Genomic DNA, 22,694 nt, shown 5'->3' with positions numbered 1-22,694 from the left:
AATTAATCGACGTTCAGCGCGTCATTGACCAGATCTTGTTGCTGCTTCTGGTGAACGGACATATACCCTACCGCCGGAGAGGCGGAGGCCGGGCGACCTGCATAACGCAGGGCAGACCCAAATGGAATCACTTCACGGAAATGATGCTGGCTGCAATACCATGCGCCCTGGTTGAGCGGCTCTTCCTGGCACCAGACAAAATCATGAACGTGAGCGTACTGTTTCAGCACTTCCTGCATCGCCTGATGCGGGAACGGATAAAGCTGCTCGATACGCACGATGGCGACATCTTTCTGATCGTTCTTACGGCGCTGTTCCAGCAGGTCGTAATAAACCTTACCAGAACACATTACGACACGCTTAACGGCCTGCGGATCCAGCTCGTCAATTTCACCGATGGCTGGCAGGAAGGTGCCGTTAGCCAGTTCATCCAGGCTCGAAACCGCCAGCGGATGACGCAGCAGGGATTTTGGCGACATGACCACCAGCGGACGGCGCATACCGCGCAGCGCCTGACGACGCAACATGTGGTACACCTGAGCCGGGGTGGACGGCACGCAGACCTGCATGTTCTGCTCGGCGCAGAGTTGCAGATAACGCTCCAGACGCGCGGAGGAGTGCTCCGGCCCTTGTCCTTCATAGCCGTGCGGCAGCAACATCACCAGACCACACATACGGCCCCACTTCTGCTCACCGGAGGAGATGAACTGGTCGATGACGACCTGCGCACCGTTGGCGAAGTCACCGAACTGCGCTTCCCAGATAGTCAGGGTGCGAGGTTCTGCGGTGGCGTAGCCGTATTCGAAGGCCAGAACCGCTTCTTCTGACAGCACGGAGTCCCAGACCTTGAACTGGCCCTGACCGTTATGCACGTGCTGAAGCGGAGTATAGGTTGAACCGTTAGACTGGTTGTGTACAACCGCATGACGGTGGAAGAAGGTGCCACGACCCGCATCTTCACCGGACAGACGAACCGGAATACCTTCGTCAACCAGCGTCGCATAGGCCAGCGTTTCCGCGCCGCCCCAGTCGAACAGCTTTTCACCCGCCGCCATGGCCTGGCGGTCGCCATAGATCTTGGCCACGCGGGATTGCATCTCGATCGCTTCCGGCACGGTGCTGATGCGTTTAGCCAGCTCCTGCAAACGCTTCATCTCAACCTTGTTCGGGTAGCTCTCGTCCCACTCGTGGTTGAGGTACGGCGACCAGGTAAAGGAGTGCATGTTCATTGGGCGCAGCTCTTTGACCACGCATTCACCCGCGTCCAGCGCGTCGCGATAAAGATTGACCATTTCGGTCGCATCTTCCAGCGTCGCCACTTTTTCGCTTTCCAGCTTGTCAGCATAGATTTTACGCGGCGTCGGGTGTTTTTTGATTTTCTGGTACATCAGCGGCTGGGTTGCACTTGGCTCATCCGCTTCGTTGTGGCCGTGACGGCGGTAGCAGAAGAGGTCAATGAACACGTCGCGCTTAAAGGTGTTACGGAAGTCCAGCGCCAGACGGGTAACGAAAGCAACGGCTTCCGGGTCATCCGCGTTTACGTGGAAGATTGGCGCCTGAACCATTTTACCGATGTCGGTGCAGTACGGGGTAGAACGCGCATCCAGCGGGTTAGAGGTGGTGAAGCCCACCTGATTGTTGATTACGATGCGAACGGTACCGCCCACTTCATAACCACGCGCTTTCGACATGTTCAGGGTTTCCTGAACCACGCCCTGCCCTGTGACTGCCGCATCACCGTGAATGGTGATTGGCAGCACTTTATTGCTGCTCGGCTCGTCCAGACGATCCAGACGCGCACGCACGGAACCGATAACCACCGGGCTGACGATTTCCAGGTGCGACGGGTTAAACGCCAGCGCCAGGTGAACCTGACCGCCCTCGGTTTCGATATCCGACGAGAAACCCATGTGGTACTTCACGTCACCGGTGCCGAGGTGCTCTTTATGTTTACCCGCAAATTCGTCAAACAGATCCTGCGGTTTTTTACCCAGCACGTTAACCAGCACGTTCAGACGGCCACGGTGCGCCATGCCCAGCACCACTTCGCGCGTGCCGCTCTTACCGGCATGACGAATCAGCTCTTTCAGCATCGGGACTAACGCATCGCCGCCCTCCAGTGAGAAGCGTTTTGCGCCCGGGAATTTCGCGCCCAGATAGCGCTCAAGGCCTTCGGCTGCCGTCAGTTCGCTCAGGAAACGTTTTTTCTCGTCTGTTGAGAAATTCGCGTGACCCGCCACGGATTCGATACGCTGCTGGATCCAGCGTTTCTCTTCGGTGGAGGTAATGTGCATATATTCCGCGCCGATGGAGCCGCAGTAGGTTTGCTTGAGCGCATCAATCAGATCGCCCAGCTTCATCGTGTCTTTGCCGATGGCAAAGGAACCTACGTTAAAGCTTTCCTGGAAATCGGCCTCGGTCAGATCGTGATAAGCCGGATCGAGATCCGCTACACGTTCCTGCTGCCACAGTCCCAGCGGATCGAGATTCGCATGCTGGTGACCACGGAAGCGATAAGCGTTGATAAGCTGCAGGACTTTTACCTGCTTCGCATTGGTGTCAGGGTCGGAAATCGCAGAAGAGTAACGTGAGGCATCCTTCGCCAGACGACGGAAATAATCACGTGTTTTTGAATGGAATTGATCCGGTTTGACCCCTGTACCAGGCAACTGCTGGAACATGGAACGCCAGTTTGCGTCCACTGAGTCAGGATCGGTTAAGAAGTCTTCATAGAGCTGTTCTATCCAGCTCTGGTTTGAACCAGAGAGGTAAGAAGAGTCCAGCCAGGCTTTCATTGCGCCGTTCTGCATCGTGATCCCTTAAGCATTTTTATGCTTACTTTCGCCGTAGAAACTACCACGCACACCACGTGTACGTGCCGGGGTTCACCTGCGAGCTCTTTTCATTTGGCCCGCGAAGGAACCTTTAGAAACTGTCTAAACTTCAGGGCAGTTTTTAAAGGTTTCTGCAATTTGCCCGGTGGCGCTACGCTTACCGGGCCTACTGTTACGTAGGCCGGATAAGCGCAGCGCCATCCGGCGTTGTTACTTACGCACTGCGTTGCAACAGCATCGACTTAATATGGCCGATAGCGCGCGTCGGGTTCAGCCCCTTAGGACACACACTGACGCAGTTCATGATGCTATGGCAGCGGAATACGCTGAAAGCGTCACTTAATCCTTCCAGACGGTTCTCGGTTTCGGTATCGCGGCTGTCGATCAGGAAGCGATAGGCAGCCAGCAGACCCGCAGGGCCGATAAATTTGTCCGGGTTCCACCAGAATGACGGACACGACGTTGAACAACATGCACAGAGAATACACTCATACAATCCATCGAGTTTTTCACGCTGCTCAGGAGACTGTAAATGCTCACGAGCGGGTGGATTTTGCCCATTATTCAATAAGTAAGGCTTAATCTTCTCATATTGTGCATAGAATTGCCCCATGTCCACCACCAAATCACGCACGACCGGCAGGCCAGGCAGAGGACGGATGACAATTTTCTGGCCTGCACGCTGTAGCGCTGAAATTGGCGTGATACAGGCCAGACCGTTTTTGCCGTTCATGTTTACACCGTCAGAGCCACATACCCCTTCACGGCAGGAGCGGCGGAACGACAGCGTAGGATCTTTTTCTTTCAGCTGGATTAAAGCATCCAGCAGCATCATGTCACGACCTTCTTCCGCTTCGAGGGTGTAATCCTGCATACGCGGAGCATCGTCTACATCCGGGTTATAACGATAAACTGAGAATTCGAGTTTCATTATCCTGTCTCCGCATTAGTAAGTACGAATCTTCGGCGGGAACGCCGGACGCAGTTTCGGTTCCATGTTAACGCTACGACGCGTCATGGTTTCCGACTCTGGCAGATACAGGGAATGGCACAGCCAGTTTTCGTCATCACGATCCGGGAAGTCGAAGCGGCTATGGGCGCCACGGCTTTCGGTACGGAAGTTTGCCGACATCGCGGTCGCGAACGCGGTTTCCATCAGGTTATCCAGCTCCAGGCACTCAACGCGCTGGGTGTTGAACTCGCTCGAGGTATCGTCCAGACGGGCATTCTTCAGACGCTCGCGGATCGCTTTCAGCTGCTCCAGCCCTTTGGCCATCGCGTCACCTTCACGGAATACCGAGAAGTTGTGCTGCATACACTCTTGCAGCGCTTTACGGATTTCCACCGGATCTTCGCCGTTACGGTTGCCGTTCCAGCGGTTGAGGCGCTCAAGAGAGGCATCAATTTCGTCGTCGGTCGCATCACGCAACGCGCCCTGCTCGGCAATAGATTCCTGGAGATGCAGCCCCACCGCACGGCCAAATACCACCAGGTCCAGCAGGGAGTTGCCGCCCAGACGGTTTGCGCCGTGCACGGATACGCAGGCAATTTCGCCTACCGCGAACAGACCAGGGATGACCACGTCTTCACCCTGCTCGTTCACGGTCAGCGCCTGACCGGTCACTTTGGTCGGAATACCGCCCATCATGTAGTGACAGGTTGGGATAACCGGAATCGGCTCTTTCACCGGGTCGACGTGGGCGAAGGTGCGGGACAGTTCCAGTATGCCCGGCAGACGGGACTCCAGCACTTCTTTACCAAGATGGTCGAGTTTCAGCTTCGCGTGCGGGCCCCAAGGGCCGTCGCAGCCGCGGCCTTCACGGATTTCGATCATGATGGAACGCGCCACCACGTCACGACCCGCCAGGTCTTTCGCATTCGGGGCATAACGCTCCATAAAGCGCTCGCCATGTTTGTTCAGCAGGTAGCCACCTTCACCACGGCAGCCTTCTGTCACCAGCACGCCCGCACCGGCGATACCGGTTGGGTGGAACTGCCACATCTCCATGTCCTGCACCGGCACGCCAGCGCGGATAGCCATCCCAACGCCGTCACCGGTGTTGATGTGGGCGTTGGTAGTGGACTGATAGATACGGCCTGCGCCGCCGGTGGCCAGCACGGTTGCGCGCGCTTTGAAATAGACCACTTCACCGGTTTCAATGCACAGTGCGGTACAACCCACCACCGCGCCATCGGCGTTTTTCACCAGATCCAACGCATACCACTCGGAGAAGATGGTGGTGTGGTTTTTCAGGTTTTGCTGATAAAGGGTGTGCAGCAAAGCGTGACCGGTACGGTCAGCCGCTGCTGCGGTACGTGCCGCCTGTTCGCCGCCGAAGTTTTTCGACTGGCCGCCAAACGGACGCTGATAGATGGTGCCATTTTCCAGACGGGAGAACGGCAGACCCATGTGGTCCAGCTCCAGAATCGCTTCCGGGCCGGTTTTACACATATATTCGATGGCATCCTGGTCGCCGATGTAGTCGGAACCTTTTACCGTATCGTACATGTGCCATTCCCAGTTATCTTCATGGGAATTACCCAGCGCAACGGTGATACCGCCCTGCGCAGACACAGTGTGGGAACGGGTCGGGAATACTTTAGAGAGCAGCGCACAGGTCTGGCCGCTCTGGGAAATTTGCAGTGCGGCACGCATACCTGCGCCACCCGCACCAATCACAACAGCATCAAATTCTCTGACTGGCAGTTTCATTACACACCCCACACCACAACAAATCCATAAATGACGTAAACCAGCAGAGCAACAACAATAATCAGTTGCAGCGGAAGGCGAATCGCCAGCGGTTTAACGTAATCGGTCAACACCTGCCACATGCCAATCCAGGCATGAATAAGGATGGAGAACAGGGCCAGCAGGGTGAACACTTTGGTGAAGGCCGATCCGAAGAAACCACTCCAGATTTCCCACGTCAGTGTGCCGCTAGTGGCGAAGAAACCGATCATATAGATGATGTAGAGCGTGAGGACGATGGCGGTAGCGCGGACCAGGATGAAGTCATGTACGCCGTTGCGTCCTAATGCGGAGGCGTTGCTTACCATACGAGAACTCCTGCGAGAAGTGAAAGCACGACAGTGATCACAAATGAAATGTTAGCGGTACGTTTACCGGCCTCGAACGTCTCTTCCAGGTAGCCAAAGTCCATCAGCATATGGCGAACGCCGCCAACCACGTGATAGGCCAGCGCGGTCAGAATGCCCCACATGATAAATTTCACGAAGAAGCTGTTCATGATGGCTGAGGCCTGGAGGAATCCTTCAGGAGATGAGAGGCTGGTTCCCAGTAACCACAGCAAGATACCAACCGCCACAAACGTAATCACACCAGAAACACGGTGCAGAATGGACGCTATTGCTGTTACAGGGAATCGGATCGTTTTGAGATCCAGATTGACAGGTCTTTGTTTTTTCACATTTCTTATCATGAATAACGCCCACATGCTGTTCTTATTGTTTCCTTCCTCCGGACTGCGATGCGGGTCAGACAGCGTTCCTTTTCTATAACTGCGCGTCATGCAAAACATTGCTTCCAAATGCTAAAATGACACGTTACAACGCTGGGTGGCTCGGGATTGCAGGGTGTTCCGGAGACCTGGCGGCAGTATAGGCCGTTCACAAAATCATTACAATTAACCTACATACAGTTTGTTGGGTTTTCTCTGGAACAGTGATCGGGGTCACGATAACAACATCTTTTTAATTTTTAATCATCTGATTTGACAAATGTTAAACAATATTGTTACAAACGTCATCAGAAAAGGCATATAATGCGCAAAAGTTATGAGGTCTCTCTTTCACCTGACAAATAGTTATGTAACAGTGTGATGGTATTGACCGAAGTTATCAGGACAGTTATTAGTGATATACAGGTTTGAATAATTCGGACTGCAAAAACGCTGATTTGCTGTTGTTTCACTGATATTTCATTCGTTTACCTGCAAGGCGCCATAGCTCTGTACCCTGGTTTCTCCTCGTGAGCTGAGCGGTAAGCCAAATAACAATCTGGTAACGATGATTAACAGCTGAAAGCAAATCCGGTAAAGCGCAGTCTTAAGCATAAGGCGCTAAGGAGACCGTAAATGGCTGATACAAAGGCAAAACTCACCCTAAATGGTGATGATGCTATTGAACTGGATGTGCTAAAAGGCACGCTCGGTCAGGATGTTATTGATATCCGTACGCTGGGTTCCAAAGGGGTATTCACCTTTGACCCTGGATTCACCTCCACCGCATCTTGCGAATCCAAAATCACCTACATTGACGGTGACGAAGGTATCCTGCTCCATCGCGGCTTCCCCATCGATCAGTTAGCCACCGAATCCAACTATCTGGAAGTGTGCTACATCCTGCTGAACGGCGAAAAACCGACGCAGGCCCAGTACGATGAATTTAAAACCACCGTGACCCGTCACACCATGATCCATGAGCAGATTACCCGTCTGTTCCATGCGTTCCGTCGTGACTCTCATCCGATGGCGGTCATGTGCGGTATTACCGGTGCGCTGGCAGCGTTTTACCACGATTCTCTGGACGTGAATAACCCACGTCACCGTGATATCGCGGCGTTCCGTCTGCTGTCCAAAATGCCTACCATGGCGGCGATGTGTTACAAATACTCTATCGGTCAGCCGTTTGTGTATCCACGCAACGACCTCTCCTACGCAGGTAACTTCCTGCGCATGATGTTCTCCACGCCGTGTGAAGAGTACGAAGTGAACCCGGTGCTGGAACGCGCGATGGACCGTATTCTGATCCTGCACGCTGACCACGAACAGAACGCCTCGACCTCTACCGTCCGTACCGCGGGCTCTTCCGGCGCGAACCCGTTCGCCTGTATCGCTGCGGGTATCGCCTCCCTGTGGGGACCGGCGCACGGCGGCGCGAACGAAGCGGCACTGAAGATGCTGGAAGAAATTAGCTCCGTTGAGCACATTCCTGAGTTCGTGCGCCGCGCGAAAGACAAGAATGACTCCTTCCGTCTGATGGGCTTCGGTCACCGTGTTTACAAAAACTACGACCCGCGCGCGACCGTCATGCGTGAGACCTGCCACGAAGTGCTGAAAGAGCTGGGCACCAAAGATGATCTGCTGGAAGTGGCGATGGAGCTGGAACACATCGCGCTGAACGACCCGTACTTCATCGAGAAGAAACTCTACCCGAACGTCGATTTCTACTCTGGCATTATTCTGAAAGCGATGGGCATTCCGTCTTCCATGTTCACCGTGATCTTTGCCATGGCGCGTACCGTAGGCTGGATTGCGCACTGGAACGAAATGCACAGCGAAGGCATGAAAATCGCCCGTCCTCGTCAGCTGTATACCGGCTACGAGCAGCGTGACTTTAAGTCTGATATTAAGCGCTAAAAAACACGCCCGGCGGAGCTTCGCTTGCCGGGCCTACAAGTGCGAGATGTAGGCCGGGTAAGGCGTAGCCGCCACCCGGCTTTTTTACATCTGGCACCCAGGACACCAGTAAAACGGCCTGGAAGAGATCGTCGCCTTCTCAATCACCCCGCCGCACCGCTCGCACTTTTTACCCGCCCGATGAAACACCTTGAAGCGAAACAGCGCCCCGTGATGCTTGTTCTCATCCACCACGCCGCGCGTGTTGTACGACAGCCGGGGAATGTCCAGCAACGCGTGGGACAGCGCCTCCAGCTGTTCATCGCTTAGCTGCGACGCTTTGTGCTGCGGCGCCAGCCCGACTTCCCAGAGGATCTCCACCCGCAGGTAGTTTCCCAGCCCCGCCAGAAATGCCTGATCGAGCAACAGCCCGGAAAACTGCCGGTTGCGGAATGTGGGCGATAACAGCCGGGCTTTCACATCGCTTGCCGTCAGGCGCATATCCAGCACGTCCGGCCCAACCCGCTGTAAGAACGGGTGCGTGAGCAACTGCTCCGGCGTTAACATTTCGATATCAGAAGCGCTATAGAGCAGGATCGCCTTATCCGCCGTTTGTAGCCGCACGCGCAGCACGCGGGTCGTTTGCGGCTGCTCGTCCGCCTTTACCACCCGCCAGACGCCGTAAAGCTGATTGTGGCTATATAACGTCAGGTTATGGGAAAAGTGGGTGAGTAACGCTTTGCCGCGCGTTTCAATGTGGGTCACCGTCTGTCCCACCAGCTGCGATTCAAACGGTTTGAGTTGAGGAAAGGCAAACCAGACGTGTGTCAGAGTTTTGCCCTTTATCGCCGCCTCCAGGCTATCCGCCGCGCGGCGGATCTCCGGACCTTCTGGCATGTTATTGTCCTTTCATGATTATTCTGCGCTGACAACAATGCCCTCTTCCGAGAACGCCGCCCGCAGGCGTCGTGCAAACTGGAGCGCATGCTCGCCGTCACCGTGTAAGCACACCGTATCAGCCTGAACGTTTGCCGTTGTACCCTCCGGCGAGGTTACTCGCCCGAAGCGCACCATCTCCAGCGTCTGCGCCAGCGCTTTACCTTCGTCGGTGATCAGCGCACCGGCCTGCGTACGCGGAACCAGGCTACCGTCCGGCAGGTATCCCCGATCGGCAAACACTTCCTGCCGCGTAATCAGCCCCAGCCGTTCGCCGGCACGGATAAGCTCGCTGCCCGCCAGGCCAACCAGAATCAGACGCGGATTGCAGTCCCGTACCGCGCGGGCAATGGCGTCTGCCAGCGCCGGATCTTTCGCCGCCTGGTTATAGAGCATGCCGTGCGGCTTGACGTGGCGCATCTCGCCCTTCTCAGCGCGCACTATCGCCTCCAGGGCGCCGATCTGGTAGAGCATTTGCGCGTAAACCGTCTCAGGCGCCAGATCCATCGCCGTGCGACCAAAGTTTTCCCGGTCCGGAAAGCTGGGGTGAGCGCCTATCGCCACGCCGTTTTTCATGGCATTGCGCACGCTCGCCAGCATGGTCTGCGCATCGCCGGCATGAAACCCACAGGCGATGTTCACCGAGGAGACCAGCGTCATCAGCGCCGCATCGGCGCTGCTGCCCTCCCCCAGATCGGCGTTTAAATCAATCTTTACCATCGAGCCTCCACGCCAGCTGTTCGAGATAACGCTGCTGATCCTGACGGGCTTTCAGCGCCTCCTCCAGCGAACACTGCACAAAATGAATTGGCTGACCGAGAGGAATTTGCGCCAGATGGTAGCGATCCGCTTCAATAATGCAGGCAATACGCGGATATCCTCCCGTGGTTTGCGCATCGTTCATCAGTACGATGGGCTGTCCGTTGCCCGGCACCTGAATCACCCCCGGCAACAGACCATGGGAAAGCAGCTCCCGGTCAGTCGTGCGGGTCAGCGGCTGGCCCTGAAGCCGGTAACCCATGCGGTTACTCTGCGGGCTGATCTTCCATGGCGAGCGCCAGAAAGACTCTTTTGAGGCCTCATCGAACTCATGATATTCCGGCCCCGGCAGGGCGCGGATCAGGTTCCCCCACAACAGCTGCTTCACGCCCTGCGTGGTGGTGAAATGGCGCGCTGATGGCTTAATCGCCAGGCGATCGCCGTCGCGCAGCAGCCGTCCTTCATGTCCGCCCATTCCCGCTTTCTGGTCGGTGCTGGATGAGCCCAGCACCTCCGGCACGTCGATACCTCCCGCCACCGCAAGATAGCTGCGCACGCCGTGCAGAGGACGCTTGAGCGTCAGACGCTGTCCGGCTTTCGCCCGCAGGCGCCAGCCGGTCCACACCGCTTTGCCGTCCAGCGTCGCGTCACAGCCCGCGCCGGTTAAGGCAAACCAGGTTTCCTGACCAAACTCAATCACGCACTGACCCAGCGTAATTTCTAACGCCGCCGTGCTGCCGGCGTTGCCTACCAGCAGGTTGGCAATCTCCAGCGAGGGACGATCAAGCGCACCGCAGTAGCTCACGCCCGACTGACGCAGGCCAAAGCGCCCGGCATCCTGTACCGAGGTGTAAAGCCCTGCGCGAATAAGCGTTAACATATCCCCTCCTTTTGCGGGATAAAGCGCAGGGTATCCCCCGGACGCAGGAGTATGGGCTCGTCCTGGCCTGGTTCAAATAACGGCGTGGATGTGTGCCCGATAAGCTGCCAGCCTCCCGGCGAGGCGAGTGGATAAATTCCCGTTTGCTCGCCACCAATCGCCACGCTGCCCGCCGGTACGCTCAGGCGCGGCTCAGCCCGGCGCGGCGTATGCAACTGGGGCGATAACCCGCCCAGATAGGGGAAACCCGGCTGAAATCCCAAAAACCAGACGACATAGTCGACTGAGCTATGCAGCTCCACAACCTGCTTCTCCGTTAATCCACAGTGTTCGGCCACCACGCCAAGGTCGGGGCCTCCCTTGCCGCCATAGACAACCGGGATCTCAATCGTCCGCGATTCCGGCTCCAGCGCCTCGCTCTCCTCCCACCAGCGTTGCAGGCGCTCAATGGCATCCAGCGCCCCCGTGTGAGGATCACGCAGCACCACGGTGATATTATTCATACCCGGAATAGCTTCAACCACGCCAGGTAGCTCGGGCAGTCGTTGAGCCAGACGCCAGATACGCTTTTGCGTGGCAAGCGTCACCGGAGGCTCAAGTTCCAGAACCACTGCGGTTTCACCCAGAAGATAACAACGCGCTCGCTGCACTTAACTACCTCTCATCAGGCCGGATTAGGGATATCAATAAACGTCACATCCAGATCGGTATTTTCCGTCAGCCACTCGCTGAGGGCGCGGATGCCGCCACGCTCGGTGGCGTGATGGCCTGCCGCGTAAAAATGCAGGCCTTGTTCACGGGCAGAGTGAATGGTCTGCTCGGAAACCTCGCCGGTAATGAAGGCGTCGACACCGAAACGCGCCGCGCTATCAATAAAGCCCTGGCCGCCGCCGGTGCACCATGCCACGCGCTTCACGGTATCCGGCCCGGTGTCGCCGCACCACAGCGGACGACGCCCCAGGCGTGCTTCGATCCACGATGCCAGCTCCAGACCCGGAACCGGCATCGACAGTTCACCCCACGGCATCAGGGGTTCAATTTCGCCCATCACGGTAATCCCCAGCAGCTGCGCAAGCTGAACGTTATTCCCCAGTTCAGGATGCGCATCGAGCGGCAGGTGATAGCCGTACAGGTTGATGTCATTCGCCAGCAGCGTTTTGAGACGGTTGCGCTTCATGCCGCGAATAATCGGTGATTCGTTTTTCCAGAAATAACCGTGATGGACAATCACCGCGTCGGCTTCCTGACGCACCGCCTCATCCAGCAGCGCCTGGCTTGCCGTTACGCCGGTGATGATTTTTTGCACCGTCTCGCGACCCTCCACCTGCAAGCCATTCGGACCGTAGTCGCTAAACGAGGCGGTGTTGAGTTTTTCGTTAATCAGGCGTTCCAGTTCACTGTTTTTCATCATCATTCTCTCAAACTTTTCGGGCGGTTTCGTACGCCGCCAGCGTGGCGACACGCGCCTGTTTATGGTCGACAATGGGACGGGGATAGTTCAGGGTAACACGCTGTTTATCCGCCCATGCCCAGGGTTCATGAATGGCTTTGGCGGGGACATCCTTAAGTTCAGGCAGCCAGCGACGGATAAACTCGCCGTCGACGTCAAATCGTTGTCCCTGCGTGGTCGGATTAAAGATCCGAAAATAGGGAGCCGCATCCGTGCCGGTGGAGGCCGCCCACTGCCAGCCGCCGTTATTTGCCGCCAGATCGCCATCGATCAGCTGAGAGATAAAATAACGCTCTCCGGTTCGCCAGTCGATAAGCAGATCCTTTACCAGGAAGCTGGCGGTAATCATACGCAGACGGTTATGCATCCACCCGGTTTCATTGAGCTGCCGCATAGCCGCATCAACAATCGGGAAGCCGGTGAGCCCACGCTGCCATGCTTTAAGCAGCTTCTCATTCGACTGCCACTGTACCTGTTCGGTCCAACGAATAAAGGGCCGATGTTTACACAAATCAGGATGATACGTCATCAGATGGCGATAAAACTCACGCCAGATCAGTTCGTTCAGCCACACTGCGCCCGCCCCCCCGTCTAACGCCTGAGGCTGTTCCGCCAGTAGCCGATGTAAACACTGGCGCGGGGAGAGCGCGCCCAGCGCTAAACAGGCTGACAGGCGGCTGGTGCCTTCAATCGCTGGAAAATCCCGCCGCGCCTCGTAATCCGCCGCCCCCTGCGCGCAGAACTGACGCAACCGGGCGATAGCCGCTTTCTCGCTGGGGGGGAATACCGTTTCATCATACGACTGCTGGGGATAATTCAGCCTGATGTCCTGCAGATCCGTTATCGTTTCCCCTCTTATGGCCGGGGCGGGAACGCATTCTGGCAGCACCTCTTTCAGGCGTTTGATAAAAGCAGTTTTAAACGGCGTGAAAACTTTATACATTTCGTGACTGCCGGTCATCACGCTGCCCGGTGCGAGCATCACGCTGTCATCAAAGCCTTCACAGACCACGCCCGTAAGGTTTTTCTCCAGCTGACGATCCCGCTGCTGCTCGTTAAATTCATACTGGTAGTTGTAAAAAAGACGCGTTACCGCGTGCTGCTTACAGATTGCCTGCACCATCTCAAGCTGTGCGGCAAAATCATGGGCCTCTTTATAGATCAGCGGAATGCCTTTTTCGGCCAGTGAATGTTGCAGGTCATTCAGATACGCGCTGAGTAATGCCGCTTGCCGGGGCGCCATGTCATGCTGCCGCCACTGTTCAGGCGTGGCGATAAACAGGGCCAGCACATTCGCGTCTTTAGCGCGGCAGGCGGCCGCGAGAGCGAAGTTGTCGTGAATGCGTAAATCCGCGCGAAACCAAACCAGATGGGTGGGCATAAAACTCCAGGCAATTGTCCATTATGTCCGTAAGGGCATGCCGTAAAAGGAAAAAGGCACGCATTGAACTACTTTGCCATGAAGTGTAGACGGGATGAAATAAAAAAGGCCGCCCGAGGCGGCCTTAACGCTACTTGTCCTGCGCTATCGGGGTAAAGGCAATAAACACATCCGGTTTATCACTCTTTACAACGAGTGCGCTGGCGACAATGAACGCGATGCATAAATAGCGTTTCACTATGCGGTCCCTGCTGCTAACCGCTCCACCTATCACCACCGGTGATAAATCGGTGGACACAAGCCCGGGTAGGCGCGCTGCTTTACGGCTATGGATACACCTTTCCCAGGACCGATGCCCATTTGCGAGATGGCGGAAAGGGACGTGGCATCATAATTAACACCAACGCCAAAAGTAAGTTATTTCAGTAAAATTAGGAATTTATAAAGGTGAAGTGGATTGCGAACTTTTTAAAGAAGGGTATGATAAAAATCCCGGGTAGGGGCTGCAAGATTACCCAACGGACCGCGAATCCCGAGGGACAAAAAAACCGCCACTTTGCTGTAGGCGGTTTTTTTATGGCTACGATGTCACACCGTATCAGTAGAAATCGCAGGTTGCTTTCTCGGCCTGATCCATCCACACCGGCTTTTCGCTGGTTTTCGCCCAGACGCGGTGCAGATAGCTGTAAAAACGTGCGCGATCTTTCCAGAACAGCATCACCGGCAGGGCCAGCACGCCAGCCACTACGGCGAAAGTGCGACGCATGAACACGATATGAGCCGGATACTCTTTATAAAGATCCATATTTTTTTCCCCTGTAGTTGGCCGGAAACCGTCTCCGGAAAATGTGAAATCTGTGATCTGGTTAAAATAATACCGCTTTGTTTGTAATTTTACTACTCATCCGACCACTTATTTTCATCCATTTCGTGAATATTTACATTCACGCCTGTAATTAAGTTACAAAAAAGTTAACAGTTTACTTAACAATAGTTAAATTGTGGTCTTTCCCATTTTTATACTTTTTTTACACCTGCCCTTCTGATTTTTGCGAAATCTTTGCGCCACAAATCCTACCCTTTGTACAACAACAAAAGTCACCCGGAGGTGGAGTGTGAGTGCAGGTCTGATTGCCGGCATCGTGCTGGTGTTCCTGTTATTGGGTTATCTGATTTATGCGCTGATTAATGCGGAGGCATTCTGATGGCTGCTCAGGCGTTTTTGCTTATTGCCAGCTTTTTACTGCTGCTGTTTGTGCTCGCCAGGCCGCTGGGAACAGCGCTGGCGCGGCTGATAAACAACGTGCCACTGCCGGGTACGCGAAAAATTGAAAACGTGCTCTGGCGCATTTCAGGTATCAGCGACCGCGAAATGAGCTGGGGCCAGTACCTGATGGCGATACTGCTTCTGAATATCGTGGGGCTTATTGCCCTCTTTACGCTGCTCATGCTCCAGGGCAATTTGCCGTTGAATCCGCAGCAGTTACCAGGTTTATCCTGGCATCTGGCGCTGAACACGGCGGTCAGCTTTGTCACCAATACCAACTGGCAGTCTTACGCCGGTGAAACCACGCTCAGCTACTTCAGCCAGATGGCCGGGTTAACCGTGCAAAACTTTCTGTCTGCAGCCAGCGGTATCGCGGTGATCTTCGCCCTGACGCGCGCGTTTGCCCGTCAGAATGTCAGCACGCTCGGCAACGCGTGGGTTGATGTCACGCGCATCACCCTTTGGATCCTGGTGCCTGTTGCGCTGATTATTGCCCTGTTCTTTATACAGCAAGGCACTCTGCAAAACCTGCTGCCTTATACCCCTTACACCTCGCTTGAAGGGGGCAGGGAACTCCTGCCAATGGGGCCAGTGGCGTCGCAGGAAGCAATCAAGATGCTGGGCACCAACGGGGGCGGCTTCTTCAACGCCAACTCATCGCATCCGTTTGAAAACCCAACGGCATTAACCAATTTTGTACAGATGCTGGCGATCTTCCTGATCCCCGCCGCGCTCTGCTTCGCCTTTGGCGATGTGGTTAACGATCGCCGCCAGGGCCGTACGCTGCTGTGGGCCATGTCGTTAATCTTCGTGGTCTGCGTAGCACTGGTGATGTGGGCCGAATGGAACGGCAACAGCCACTTCATGAAGCTGGGGGCTAACAGCAATATCAACCTGGAAGGCAAAGAGAGCCGCTTCGGCATTCTTGCCAGCAGCCTCTATGCGGTGGTCACCACGGCGGCCTCCTGCGGGGCGGTGAACGCCATGCACGACTCTTTCACCGCGCTTGGCGGCATGATCCCGATGTGGCTGATGCAGATTGGCGAGGTAGTCTTCGGTGGGGTCGGTTCGGGGCTGTACGGCATGCTGTTGTTCGTTCTGCTCGCCGTGTTTATCGCCGGGCTGATGATCGGCCGCACGCCGGAATATCTCGGCAAAAAAATCGACGTCCGCGAAATGAAATTAACCGCGCTGGCAATCCTGGTCACCCCCGCCCTTGTGCTGCTCGGTACCGCGCTGGCGCTGATGACCGACGCCGGGCGCAGCGGCATCTTTAACCCGGGCATTCACGGCTTTAGCGAAGTGCTTTACGCCGTTTCGTCTGCCGCAAACAACAACGGCAGCGCCTTTGCAGGGTTAAGTGCCAACTCACCGTTCTGGAACTGTCTGCTGGCGTTCTGCATGTTCTTCGGTCGTTTCGGCGTGATTATTCCCGTCATGGCGATCGCCGGAACACTGGTGAATAAGAAGATCCAGCCGACCACTACCGGTACGTTACCGACTCACGGCGCGCTGTTCGTCGGCCTGCTGATTGGCACCGTTCTGCTGGTAGGTGCCCTGACCTTTATCCCCGCCCTCGCGTTAGGCCCGGTTGCGGAATATCTCTCTTTACGCTGATTTTGCGGAGAATTTGTCATGAGTCGTAAACAACTGGCCCTGCTCGAACCAACCTTAGTTCGTCAGGCCCTCATGGATGCGGTAAAAAAACTGAGCCCGCGAGTGCAGTGGCACAACCCGGTGATGTTTATTGTCTGGACTGGAAGTTTACTCACCACCGCACTGGCGATTGCCATGGGAACGGGACACCTTTCAGGAAATGCAACCTTTACCGGCGCCATCAGCCTGTGGCTGTGGTTTACCGTGCTGTTCGCCAACTTTGCCGAAGCGCTGGCGGAAGGCCGCAGTAAGGCGCAGGCCAACAGTCTGAAAGGGGTCAAAAAAACCGCCTTTGCGCGCAAATTACGCGAACCTAAATACGGCGCGCAGATGGACCACGTTCCGGCGGATGAACTGCGTAAAGGTGACGTGGTGCTGGTGGAAGCCGGGGACATCATCCCCTGCGACGGGGAGGTAATTGAGGGCGGCGCGTCGGTAGACGAAAGCGCTATTACCGGGGAATCCGCGCCCGTGATCCGTGAGTCGGGCGGAGATTTCGCCTCAGTTACCGGCGGAACGCGCATTCTTTCCGACTGGCTGGTGATCCAGTGCAGCGTTAACCCGGGCGAAACCTTTCTCGACCGGATGATCGCCATGGTGGAAGGCGCACAGCGTCGTAAAACGCCGAACGAGATCGCCCTGACCATTCTGCTGGTGGCGCTCACCATTGTCTTCCTGCTGGCAACGGCGACCCTGTGGCCCTTCTCCGCCTACGGCGGTACAGCGGTCAGCATCACCGTACTGATCGCCCTGCTGGTCTGTCTGATCCCCACCACTATCGGCGGCCTGCTTTCCGCGATTGGCGTGGCGGGGATGAGCCGTATGCTGGGCGCGAACGTCATCGCCACCAGCGGACGCGCCGTTGAAGCGGCGGGTGACGTAGACGTACTGCTGCTGGATAAAACCGGGACCATCACCCTGGGTAATCGTCAGGCCTCTGACTTTTTACCTGCTCCCGGCGTGGATGAAAAAACGCTGGCCGACGCGGCGCAGCTTTCTTCGCTGGCCGATGAGACGCCGGAAGGTCGCAGTATTGTGATCCTCGCCAAGCAGCGCTTTAACCTGCGCCAGCGCGACGTACAAAGCCTGCACGCCACGTTCGTGCCCTTTACGGCGCAAACCCGCATGAGTGGAATTAACATTCAGGACCGGATGATCCGTAAAGGGTCCGTTGATGCCATTCGCCGTCATATTGAAGCCAATAACGGACATTTCCCTCCGGAAGTCGACCACCTGGTGGAAAGCGTGGCGCGTCAGGGGGCAACCCCGCTGGTGGTGGCGGAAGGTGCAAGCGTTCTGGGGGTTATCGCCCTGAAGGATATCGTTAAAGGCGGTATAAAAGAGCGTTTCGCCCAGATGCGTAAGATGGGCATTAAAACGGTGATGATCACCGGGGATAACCGTCTGACTGCGGCGGCCATTGCCGCCGAAGCGGGCGTGGATGATTTCCTTTCCGAAGCGACACCGGAAGCGAAGCTGGCACTCATTCGCCAGTATCAGGCGGAAGGTCGTCTGGTGGCGATGACCGGCGACGGCACCAACGACGCCCCGGCGCTGGCGCAGGCCGACGTGGCGGTGGCGATGAACTCCGGTACCCAGGCGGCAAAAGAGGCGGGCAACATGGTGGATCTCGACTCGAACCCGACCAAGCTGATCGAAGTGGTGCATATCGGGAAGCAGATGCTGATGACGCGCGGCTCGCTGACCACGTTCAGTATCGCCAACGACGTGGCGAAGTATTTCGCCATTATCCCGGCGGCCTTTGCGGCAACCTATCCGCAGCTGAATGCCCTGAATATGATGCACCTGCACTCTCCAGCCTCGGCCATTTTGAGCGCGGTGATCTTCAACGCGCTGATTATTGTCTTTCTTATTCCTCTGGCGCTGAAAGGGGTGAGCTATAAGCCACTGACGGCCGCCGCCATGCTGCGCCGTAACCTTTGGATTTACGGTCTGGGTGGGCTGGTGGTGCCCTTTATTGGGATCAAGGTTATCGACATGTTGTTAATGCTGTTCGGGCTGGTTTAAAAGGTGAATCTCATGACGATGTTACGTCCCGCTATACTGTTGTTTATTCTGCTGTCTCTGATTACCGGCGGGCTTTACCCGCTGATGACAACCGCGCTGGGCCAGTGGTGGTTTGAGGACCAGGCCAACGGCTCGCTGATTATCCAGAACGGTGAAAACCGCGGCTCGCGTCTGATTGGGCAAAACTTTACGGACCCGCGCTACTTCCAGGGACGCCCTTCCGCCACTGCGGAAAGCCCGTATAATCCAATGGCCTCCGGCGGCAGCAATCTGGCTGGCAGTAATCCTGACCTGGACAAAGCCGTTGCTGAACGCGTTGCCGCCCTGCGCGCCGCGAATCCGCAGGCCAGCCGTGAGGTGCCGGTTGAGCTGGTCACCGCCTCCGCGAGCGGGCTGGATTACAGCCTGACGCCGGACGCAGCGGCGTGGCAGATCCCACGCGTGGCCGCCGCCCGTCAGCTGACCGTCGAGCAGGTGAGCCAGCTGGTTGCAGAACATACGCAAAAGCCGCTGGTCAGCTTCATCGGCATGCCGGTAGTGAACATTGTTGAGCTGAATCTGGCGCTGGATGCGCTAAGGAAGAACTAAATGACCGAAGAGCCCATGCGCCCGGATCCGGACAGGCTGCTTGAACAAACGGCTGAAGCCCACCGCGGCAAGCTGAAAATTTTCTTCGGCGCCTGCGCGGGCGTCGGGAAAACCTTCGCCATGCTGACGGAAGCCCAGCGGCTTCGGGCGCAGGGGCTTGATATTCTCATCGGCGTGGTGGAAACCCACGGTCGCAAAGAGACGGCGGCGCTGCTGACGGGGCTGGCGACGCAGCCGCCCCAGCGTATCAGCCATCGCGGGCGGCTGGTGACGGAGTTCGATCTTGATGCCGCCCTCGCCCGCCGCCCCGCGCTGATCCTGATGGACGAACTGGCGCACAGCAACGCGCCTGGCTCACGCCACCCGAAGCGCTGGCAGGATGTTGAGGAGCTGCTTGAAGCCGGCATCGACGTCTTCACTACGGTGAATGTTCAGCATCTGGAAAGCCTGAACGACGTGGTGAGCGGGGTAACCGGTATCCAGGTGCGCGAAACCATCCCCGATCCGTTTTTTGATTCTGCCGATGAAGTCGTACTGGTTGACCTGCCGCCGGACGATCTGCGCCAGCGCCTGCACGAAGGCAAGGTGTATATTGCCGGCCAGGCCGAACGCGCTATCGAACATTTTTTCCGCAAAGGAAACCTGATTGCCCTGCGCGAGCTGGCCCTGCGCCGCACCGCCGATCGCGTGGATGACCAGATGCGCGCCTGGCGGGACCTGCAGGGGCGGGAGCGCGTCTGGCACACGCGTGACGCCATTCTGTTATGCATTGGTCACGGCAGCGGCAATGAAAAACTGGTCCGCACCGCCGCCCGGCTTGCGGCGAAGTTTGGCAGCGTCTGGCACGCGGTGTATGTCGAAACGCCACAGCTTCACGGCCTGCCGGAAAATCAGCGTCGCGCCATTTTGAGCGCGCTGCGGCTGGCGCAGGAGCTGGGTGCCGAAACCGCAACCCTGTCCGATCCGCAGGAAGATAAAGCCATTCTGCGCTACGCGCGCGAGCATAACCTGGGCAAGATTGTCATTGGACGTCGCCAGCATCGCCGCTGGTTTAGCCGCGAATCTTTTGCCGACAGGCTGGCACGCCGCGCGCCGGATCTGGATTTAGTCATCGTCGCGCTGGATGACAAGCCCACCCCCCTGCCCGGCCGTACGCCGGACGCACGCACCTTTGGCGATAAATGGCGCGTCCAGATCCGGGGCTGCCTCGTGGCCGTGGTCCTTTGCGCCCTGATTACGGTGATTGCCAGCCAGTGGCTAATCGCCTTCGATGCCGCCAATCTGGTCATGATTTATCTGCTGGGCGTCGTTGTGGTCGCGCTCTTTTATGGCCGCTGGCCGTCGGTGCTGGCAACGGTGATCAACGTCATCAGCTTCGACCTCTTTTTTATCGCTCCGCGCGGGACGCTTGCTGTCTCGGACGTGCAGTACATTCTGACCTTTGCCGTGATGCTTACCGTCGGGCTGGTGATCGGGAATCTGACGGCAGGCGTGCGCTACCAGGCACGCATTGCCCGCTATCGCGAGCAGCGCACCCGCCATCTGTATGAGATGTCAAAATCGCTGGCGGTCGGTCGCACGCAGCAGGATATCGTCCAGACCAGCGAGCAGTTTATCCGTTCGACCTTTCATGCCAGTAACCTGATTTTGCTCCCCGACGAGCAGGGGCGCCTTCGCCCGCTGACCTCCCCTTCGGGGATGACGCCCTGGGATGAAGCGATTGCCCGCTGGAGCTTTGATAAGGGTTTACCTGCCGGTGCCGGCACCGACACTCTGCCCGGGGTGCCTTACCAGATCCTGCCGCTGCGCAGCGCGGATAAAAATCACGGGCTGGTCATCGTCGAGCCGTCTAACCTGCGTCAGCTGATGATCCCCGAGCAGCAGCGCCTGCTGGAAACCTTCACCCTGCTGATCGCCAGCGCCCTTGAACGGCTGGCGCTCACCGCCAGCGAAGAGCAGGCGCGGCTGGCAAGCGAGCGCGAAAGTATTCGCAATTCGCTGCTGGCAGCGCTGTCTCACGATTTGCGCACCCCGCTTACCGTGCTGTTTGGCCAGTCCGAAATTCTGACGCTGGATCTGGCGGCGGAAGGATCAAAACATGCGATGCAGGCCAGCGAAATTCGTCAGCACGTGCTAAATACCACGCGTCTGGTGAACAACCTGCTGGACATGGCGCGCATTCAGTCCGGCGGGTTTAACCTCAAAAAAGAGTGGCTCACCCTTGAGGAGGTTGTCGGCAGTGCGCTGAAGATGCTGGAGCCGGGTCTCGGCGGGCGCCATATCGAGCTGGACATGCCGGAACCCCTGACGTTAATCCATGTGGATGGCCCGCTGTTTGAGCGCGTGCTGATTAATCTTCTGGAAAATGCCGCTAAATACGCCGGGACAAAGGCCCGGCTGGGGATTGCTGCCAGGGTGGATAAACGTGTGCTGCGGCTCGATGTCTGGGATACCGGGCCGGGTATTCCGGCCGGCCAGGAGCGCGCCATATTCGAAAAATTTGCGCGCGGTAATAAGGAATCTGCCATTCCGGGCGTCGGGCTGGGGCTGGCGATCTGCCAGGCGATTGTTGACGTGCATGGCGGCACCATTTCCGCAGAGAACCGCCCGGAAGGTGGGGCACGCTTTTGTGTTACACTTCCTCTTGAAACCCCACCAGAACTTGATGAATTACCAGAGGATTTGTGATTAACGTTCTGATTGTTGAAGATGAGCTCGCTATCAGCCGATTTCTGCGTACCGCGCTGGAAGGCGACGGTTTGCGCGTTCATGAAGCCGGTACGCTTCAACGGGGGTTAATTGAAGCCGCCACCCGCAAGCCAGATCTGGTGATCCTGGATCTGGGACTCCCGGATGGCGATGGCATCGATTTTATTCGTGAGGTGCGTCAGTGGAGCCAGATGCCCATTCTGGTGCTCTCTGCCCGCACCGAAGAGACGGATAAAATCGCCGCGCTGGATGCCGGAGCGGATGATTATCTGATCAAACCGTTTGGCATTGGCGAGTTACAGGCCCGGCTGCGTGTGGCGCTGCGTCGACACAGTGCCACGACCCCTTCTGAACCGGTGTACGTCTTTGGCGATATCCGCGTCGATCTTGCCGCCCGCCGCATCGTGCGAGGGGAAGAAGAGATCCACCTTACGCCTATCGAGTTTCGTCTGCTGGCCGTGTTGCTCAGTAACCACGGAAAAGTGTTAACGCAGCGACAGCTGTTAAGCCAGGTCTGGGGACCGAATGCCGTCGAACATAGTCACTATTTACGCATTTATATGGGACACCTTCGCCAGAAACTTGAAGCCGATCCCGCGCGCCCTCGTCATTTATTAACAGAAACCGGTATCGGATATCGGTTTATGATCTGAATAAGTATTCACTTTAATTTTAAATAAAGAACACACCATCCTGAATATAGCCATGAAAATAACGACGAGATTATTTTCATGCCTATATTCGCCCTCACTAAACATAATTAGAACACCAATTTAACACCAAGCCAACAAAACAGCATTTTGATCTGCGTTATTCACTCAAAACGACTAATTATTTCTGAAATGA

The 22,694-nt window shown here is 56.5% G+C and carries 19 protein-coding genes; 7 read left to right on the top strand and 12 right to left on the bottom strand.

Features of this window, described 5'->3' with window-relative positions:
* Positions 1–2 precede the first annotated feature (2 nt).
* The 5 genes from sucA to sdhC form a co-directional block, all read right to left on the bottom strand.
* Positions 3–2,810, bottom strand: coding sequence for a 2-oxoglutarate dehydrogenase E1 component (gene sucA / locus ACQG03_RS06820; RefSeq protein ID WP_426726106.1), 2,808 nt, complete (start codon positions 2,808–2,810; stop codon positions 3–5).
* A 238-nt stretch (positions 2,811–3,048) separates the two neighbouring features.
* Complete coding sequence (locus ACQG03_RS06815; protein ID WP_022647461.1) at positions 3,049–3,765, bottom strand: succinate dehydrogenase iron-sulfur subunit; 717 nt, start codon at positions 3,763–3,765, stop codon at positions 3,049–3,051.
* Positions 3,766–3,780: 15 nt separating this feature from the next.
* On the bottom strand, positions 3,781–5,547 hold the full coding sequence (gene sdhA, locus ACQG03_RS06810; RefSeq protein WP_003858619.1) for a succinate dehydrogenase flavoprotein subunit: 1,767 nt from the start codon (positions 5,545–5,547) through the stop codon (positions 3,781–3,783).
* Positions 5,547–5,894, bottom strand: a complete 348-nt coding sequence (sdhD, locus tag ACQG03_RS06805) for a succinate dehydrogenase membrane anchor subunit (protein WP_003858621.1) — start codon at positions 5,892–5,894, stop codon at positions 5,547–5,549. The genes sdhA and sdhD overlap by 1 nt, the downstream gene beginning before the upstream one ends.
* On the bottom strand, positions 5,888–6,292 hold the full coding sequence (gene sdhC / locus ACQG03_RS06800; protein WP_026080740.1) for a succinate dehydrogenase cytochrome b556 subunit: 405 nt from the start codon (positions 6,290–6,292) through the stop codon (positions 5,888–5,890). The genes sdhD and sdhC overlap by 7 nt, the downstream gene beginning before the upstream one ends.
* A 639-nt stretch (positions 6,293–6,931) precedes the next feature.
* Here sdhC and ACQG03_RS06795 point away from each other — a divergent pair.
* Complete coding sequence (locus tag ACQG03_RS06795) at positions 6,932–8,215, top strand: citrate synthase (RefSeq protein WP_006809584.1); 1,284 nt, start codon at positions 6,932–6,934, stop codon at positions 8,213–8,215.
* Between the two features lie 84 nt (positions 8,216–8,299).
* Here the strand turns inward: ACQG03_RS06795 and nei are convergent, their stop codons facing one another.
* From nei to ACQG03_RS06760, 7 genes are all read right to left on the bottom strand, one after another.
* A complete protein-coding gene (nei, locus tag ACQG03_RS06790; protein ID WP_063163803.1) occupies positions 8,300–9,091 on the bottom strand; it encodes an endonuclease VIII in 792 nt (263 codons plus the stop codon).
* 18 nt (positions 9,092–9,109) lie between these two features.
* Positions 9,110–9,850, bottom strand: a complete 741-nt coding sequence (pxpA, locus tag ACQG03_RS06785; RefSeq protein ID WP_063163820.1) for a 5-oxoprolinase subunit PxpA — start codon at positions 9,848–9,850, stop codon at positions 9,110–9,112.
* Positions 9,837–10,769: a 5-oxoprolinase subunit PxpC gene (gene pxpC / locus ACQG03_RS06780; protein WP_022647458.1), complete on the bottom strand. Its 933-nt coding sequence runs from the start codon at positions 10,767–10,769 to the stop codon at positions 9,837–9,839. The genes pxpA and pxpC overlap by 14 nt, the downstream gene beginning before the upstream one ends.
* Positions 10,763–11,419, bottom strand: coding sequence for a 5-oxoprolinase subunit PxpB (gene pxpB / locus ACQG03_RS06775; RefSeq protein WP_063152760.1), 657 nt, complete (start codon positions 11,417–11,419; stop codon positions 10,763–10,765). The genes pxpC and pxpB overlap by 7 nt, the downstream gene beginning before the upstream one ends.
* Positions 11,420–11,433: 14 nt before the next feature.
* Positions 11,434–12,177 carry a type 2 GTP cyclohydrolase I gene (locus ACQG03_RS06770; protein WP_063163819.1) on the bottom strand — a complete coding sequence of 248 codons (744 nt, stop codon included), beginning with the start codon at positions 12,175–12,177 and terminating at the stop codon, positions 11,434–11,436.
* 10 nt (positions 12,178–12,187) lie between these two features.
* Complete coding sequence (gene phrB / locus ACQG03_RS06765; protein WP_063163802.1) at positions 12,188–13,600, bottom strand: deoxyribodipyrimidine photo-lyase; 1,413 nt, start codon at positions 13,598–13,600, stop codon at positions 12,188–12,190.
* Positions 13,601–14,198: 598 nt separating this feature from the next.
* Positions 14,199–14,405 (bottom strand): YbfA family protein, encoded by a 207-nt coding sequence (locus tag ACQG03_RS06760; protein ID WP_014069366.1) that lies wholly within the window; start codon positions 14,403–14,405, stop codon positions 14,199–14,201.
* A 310-nt stretch (positions 14,406–14,715) separates the two neighbouring features.
* On the opposite strand from ACQG03_RS06760, the gene kdpF reads away from it, so the two are divergent.
* From kdpF to kdpE, 6 genes are read left to right on the top strand one after another with little or no spacing between them, the layout of a single operon-like run.
* Positions 14,716–14,805, top strand: coding sequence for a K(+)-transporting ATPase subunit F (gene kdpF / locus ACQG03_RS06755; protein ID WP_003858638.1), 90 nt, complete (start codon positions 14,716–14,718; stop codon positions 14,803–14,805).
* Positions 14,805–16,484, top strand: coding sequence for a potassium-transporting ATPase subunit KdpA (gene kdpA, locus ACQG03_RS06750; RefSeq protein ID WP_063163800.1), 1,680 nt, complete (start codon positions 14,805–14,807; stop codon positions 16,482–16,484). Before kdpF ends, kdpA begins: the two co-directional genes overlap by 1 nt.
* 18 nt (positions 16,485–16,502) lie before the next feature.
* Positions 16,503–18,551 (top strand): potassium-transporting ATPase subunit KdpB, encoded by a 2,049-nt coding sequence (gene kdpB / locus ACQG03_RS06745; protein ID WP_426726105.1) that lies wholly within the window; start codon positions 16,503–16,505, stop codon positions 18,549–18,551.
* A gap of 12 nt (positions 18,552–18,563) precedes the next feature.
* Complete coding sequence (kdpC, locus tag ACQG03_RS06740) at positions 18,564–19,139, top strand: potassium-transporting ATPase subunit KdpC (protein WP_022647452.1); 576 nt, start codon at positions 18,564–18,566, stop codon at positions 19,137–19,139.
* The gene (kdpD, locus tag ACQG03_RS06735; RefSeq protein WP_063163798.1) at positions 19,140–21,827 is read left to right on the top strand and encodes a two-component system sensor histidine kinase KdpD; all 2,688 of its coding nucleotides are present in this window, start codon (positions 19,140–19,142) and stop codon (positions 21,825–21,827) included. It begins immediately after the preceding gene.
* The gene (kdpE, locus tag ACQG03_RS06730) at positions 21,824–22,501 is read left to right on the top strand and encodes a two-component system response regulator KdpE (RefSeq protein ID WP_022647450.1); all 678 of its coding nucleotides are present in this window, start codon (positions 21,824–21,826) and stop codon (positions 22,499–22,501) included. Before kdpD ends, kdpE begins: the two co-directional genes overlap by 4 nt.
* Positions 22,502–22,694: the final 193 nt, after the last annotated feature.

The sequence above is a fragment of the Enterobacter cloacae complex sp. 342H5 genome (assembly GCF_050030905.1).
GTDB lineage: Bacteria > Pseudomonadota > Gammaproteobacteria > Enterobacterales > Enterobacteriaceae > Enterobacter > Enterobacter intestinihominis.
The sequence above is the reverse complement of the archived record's forward strand: the minus strand, read 5'-3'. Positions and strand labels throughout refer to the sequence as shown.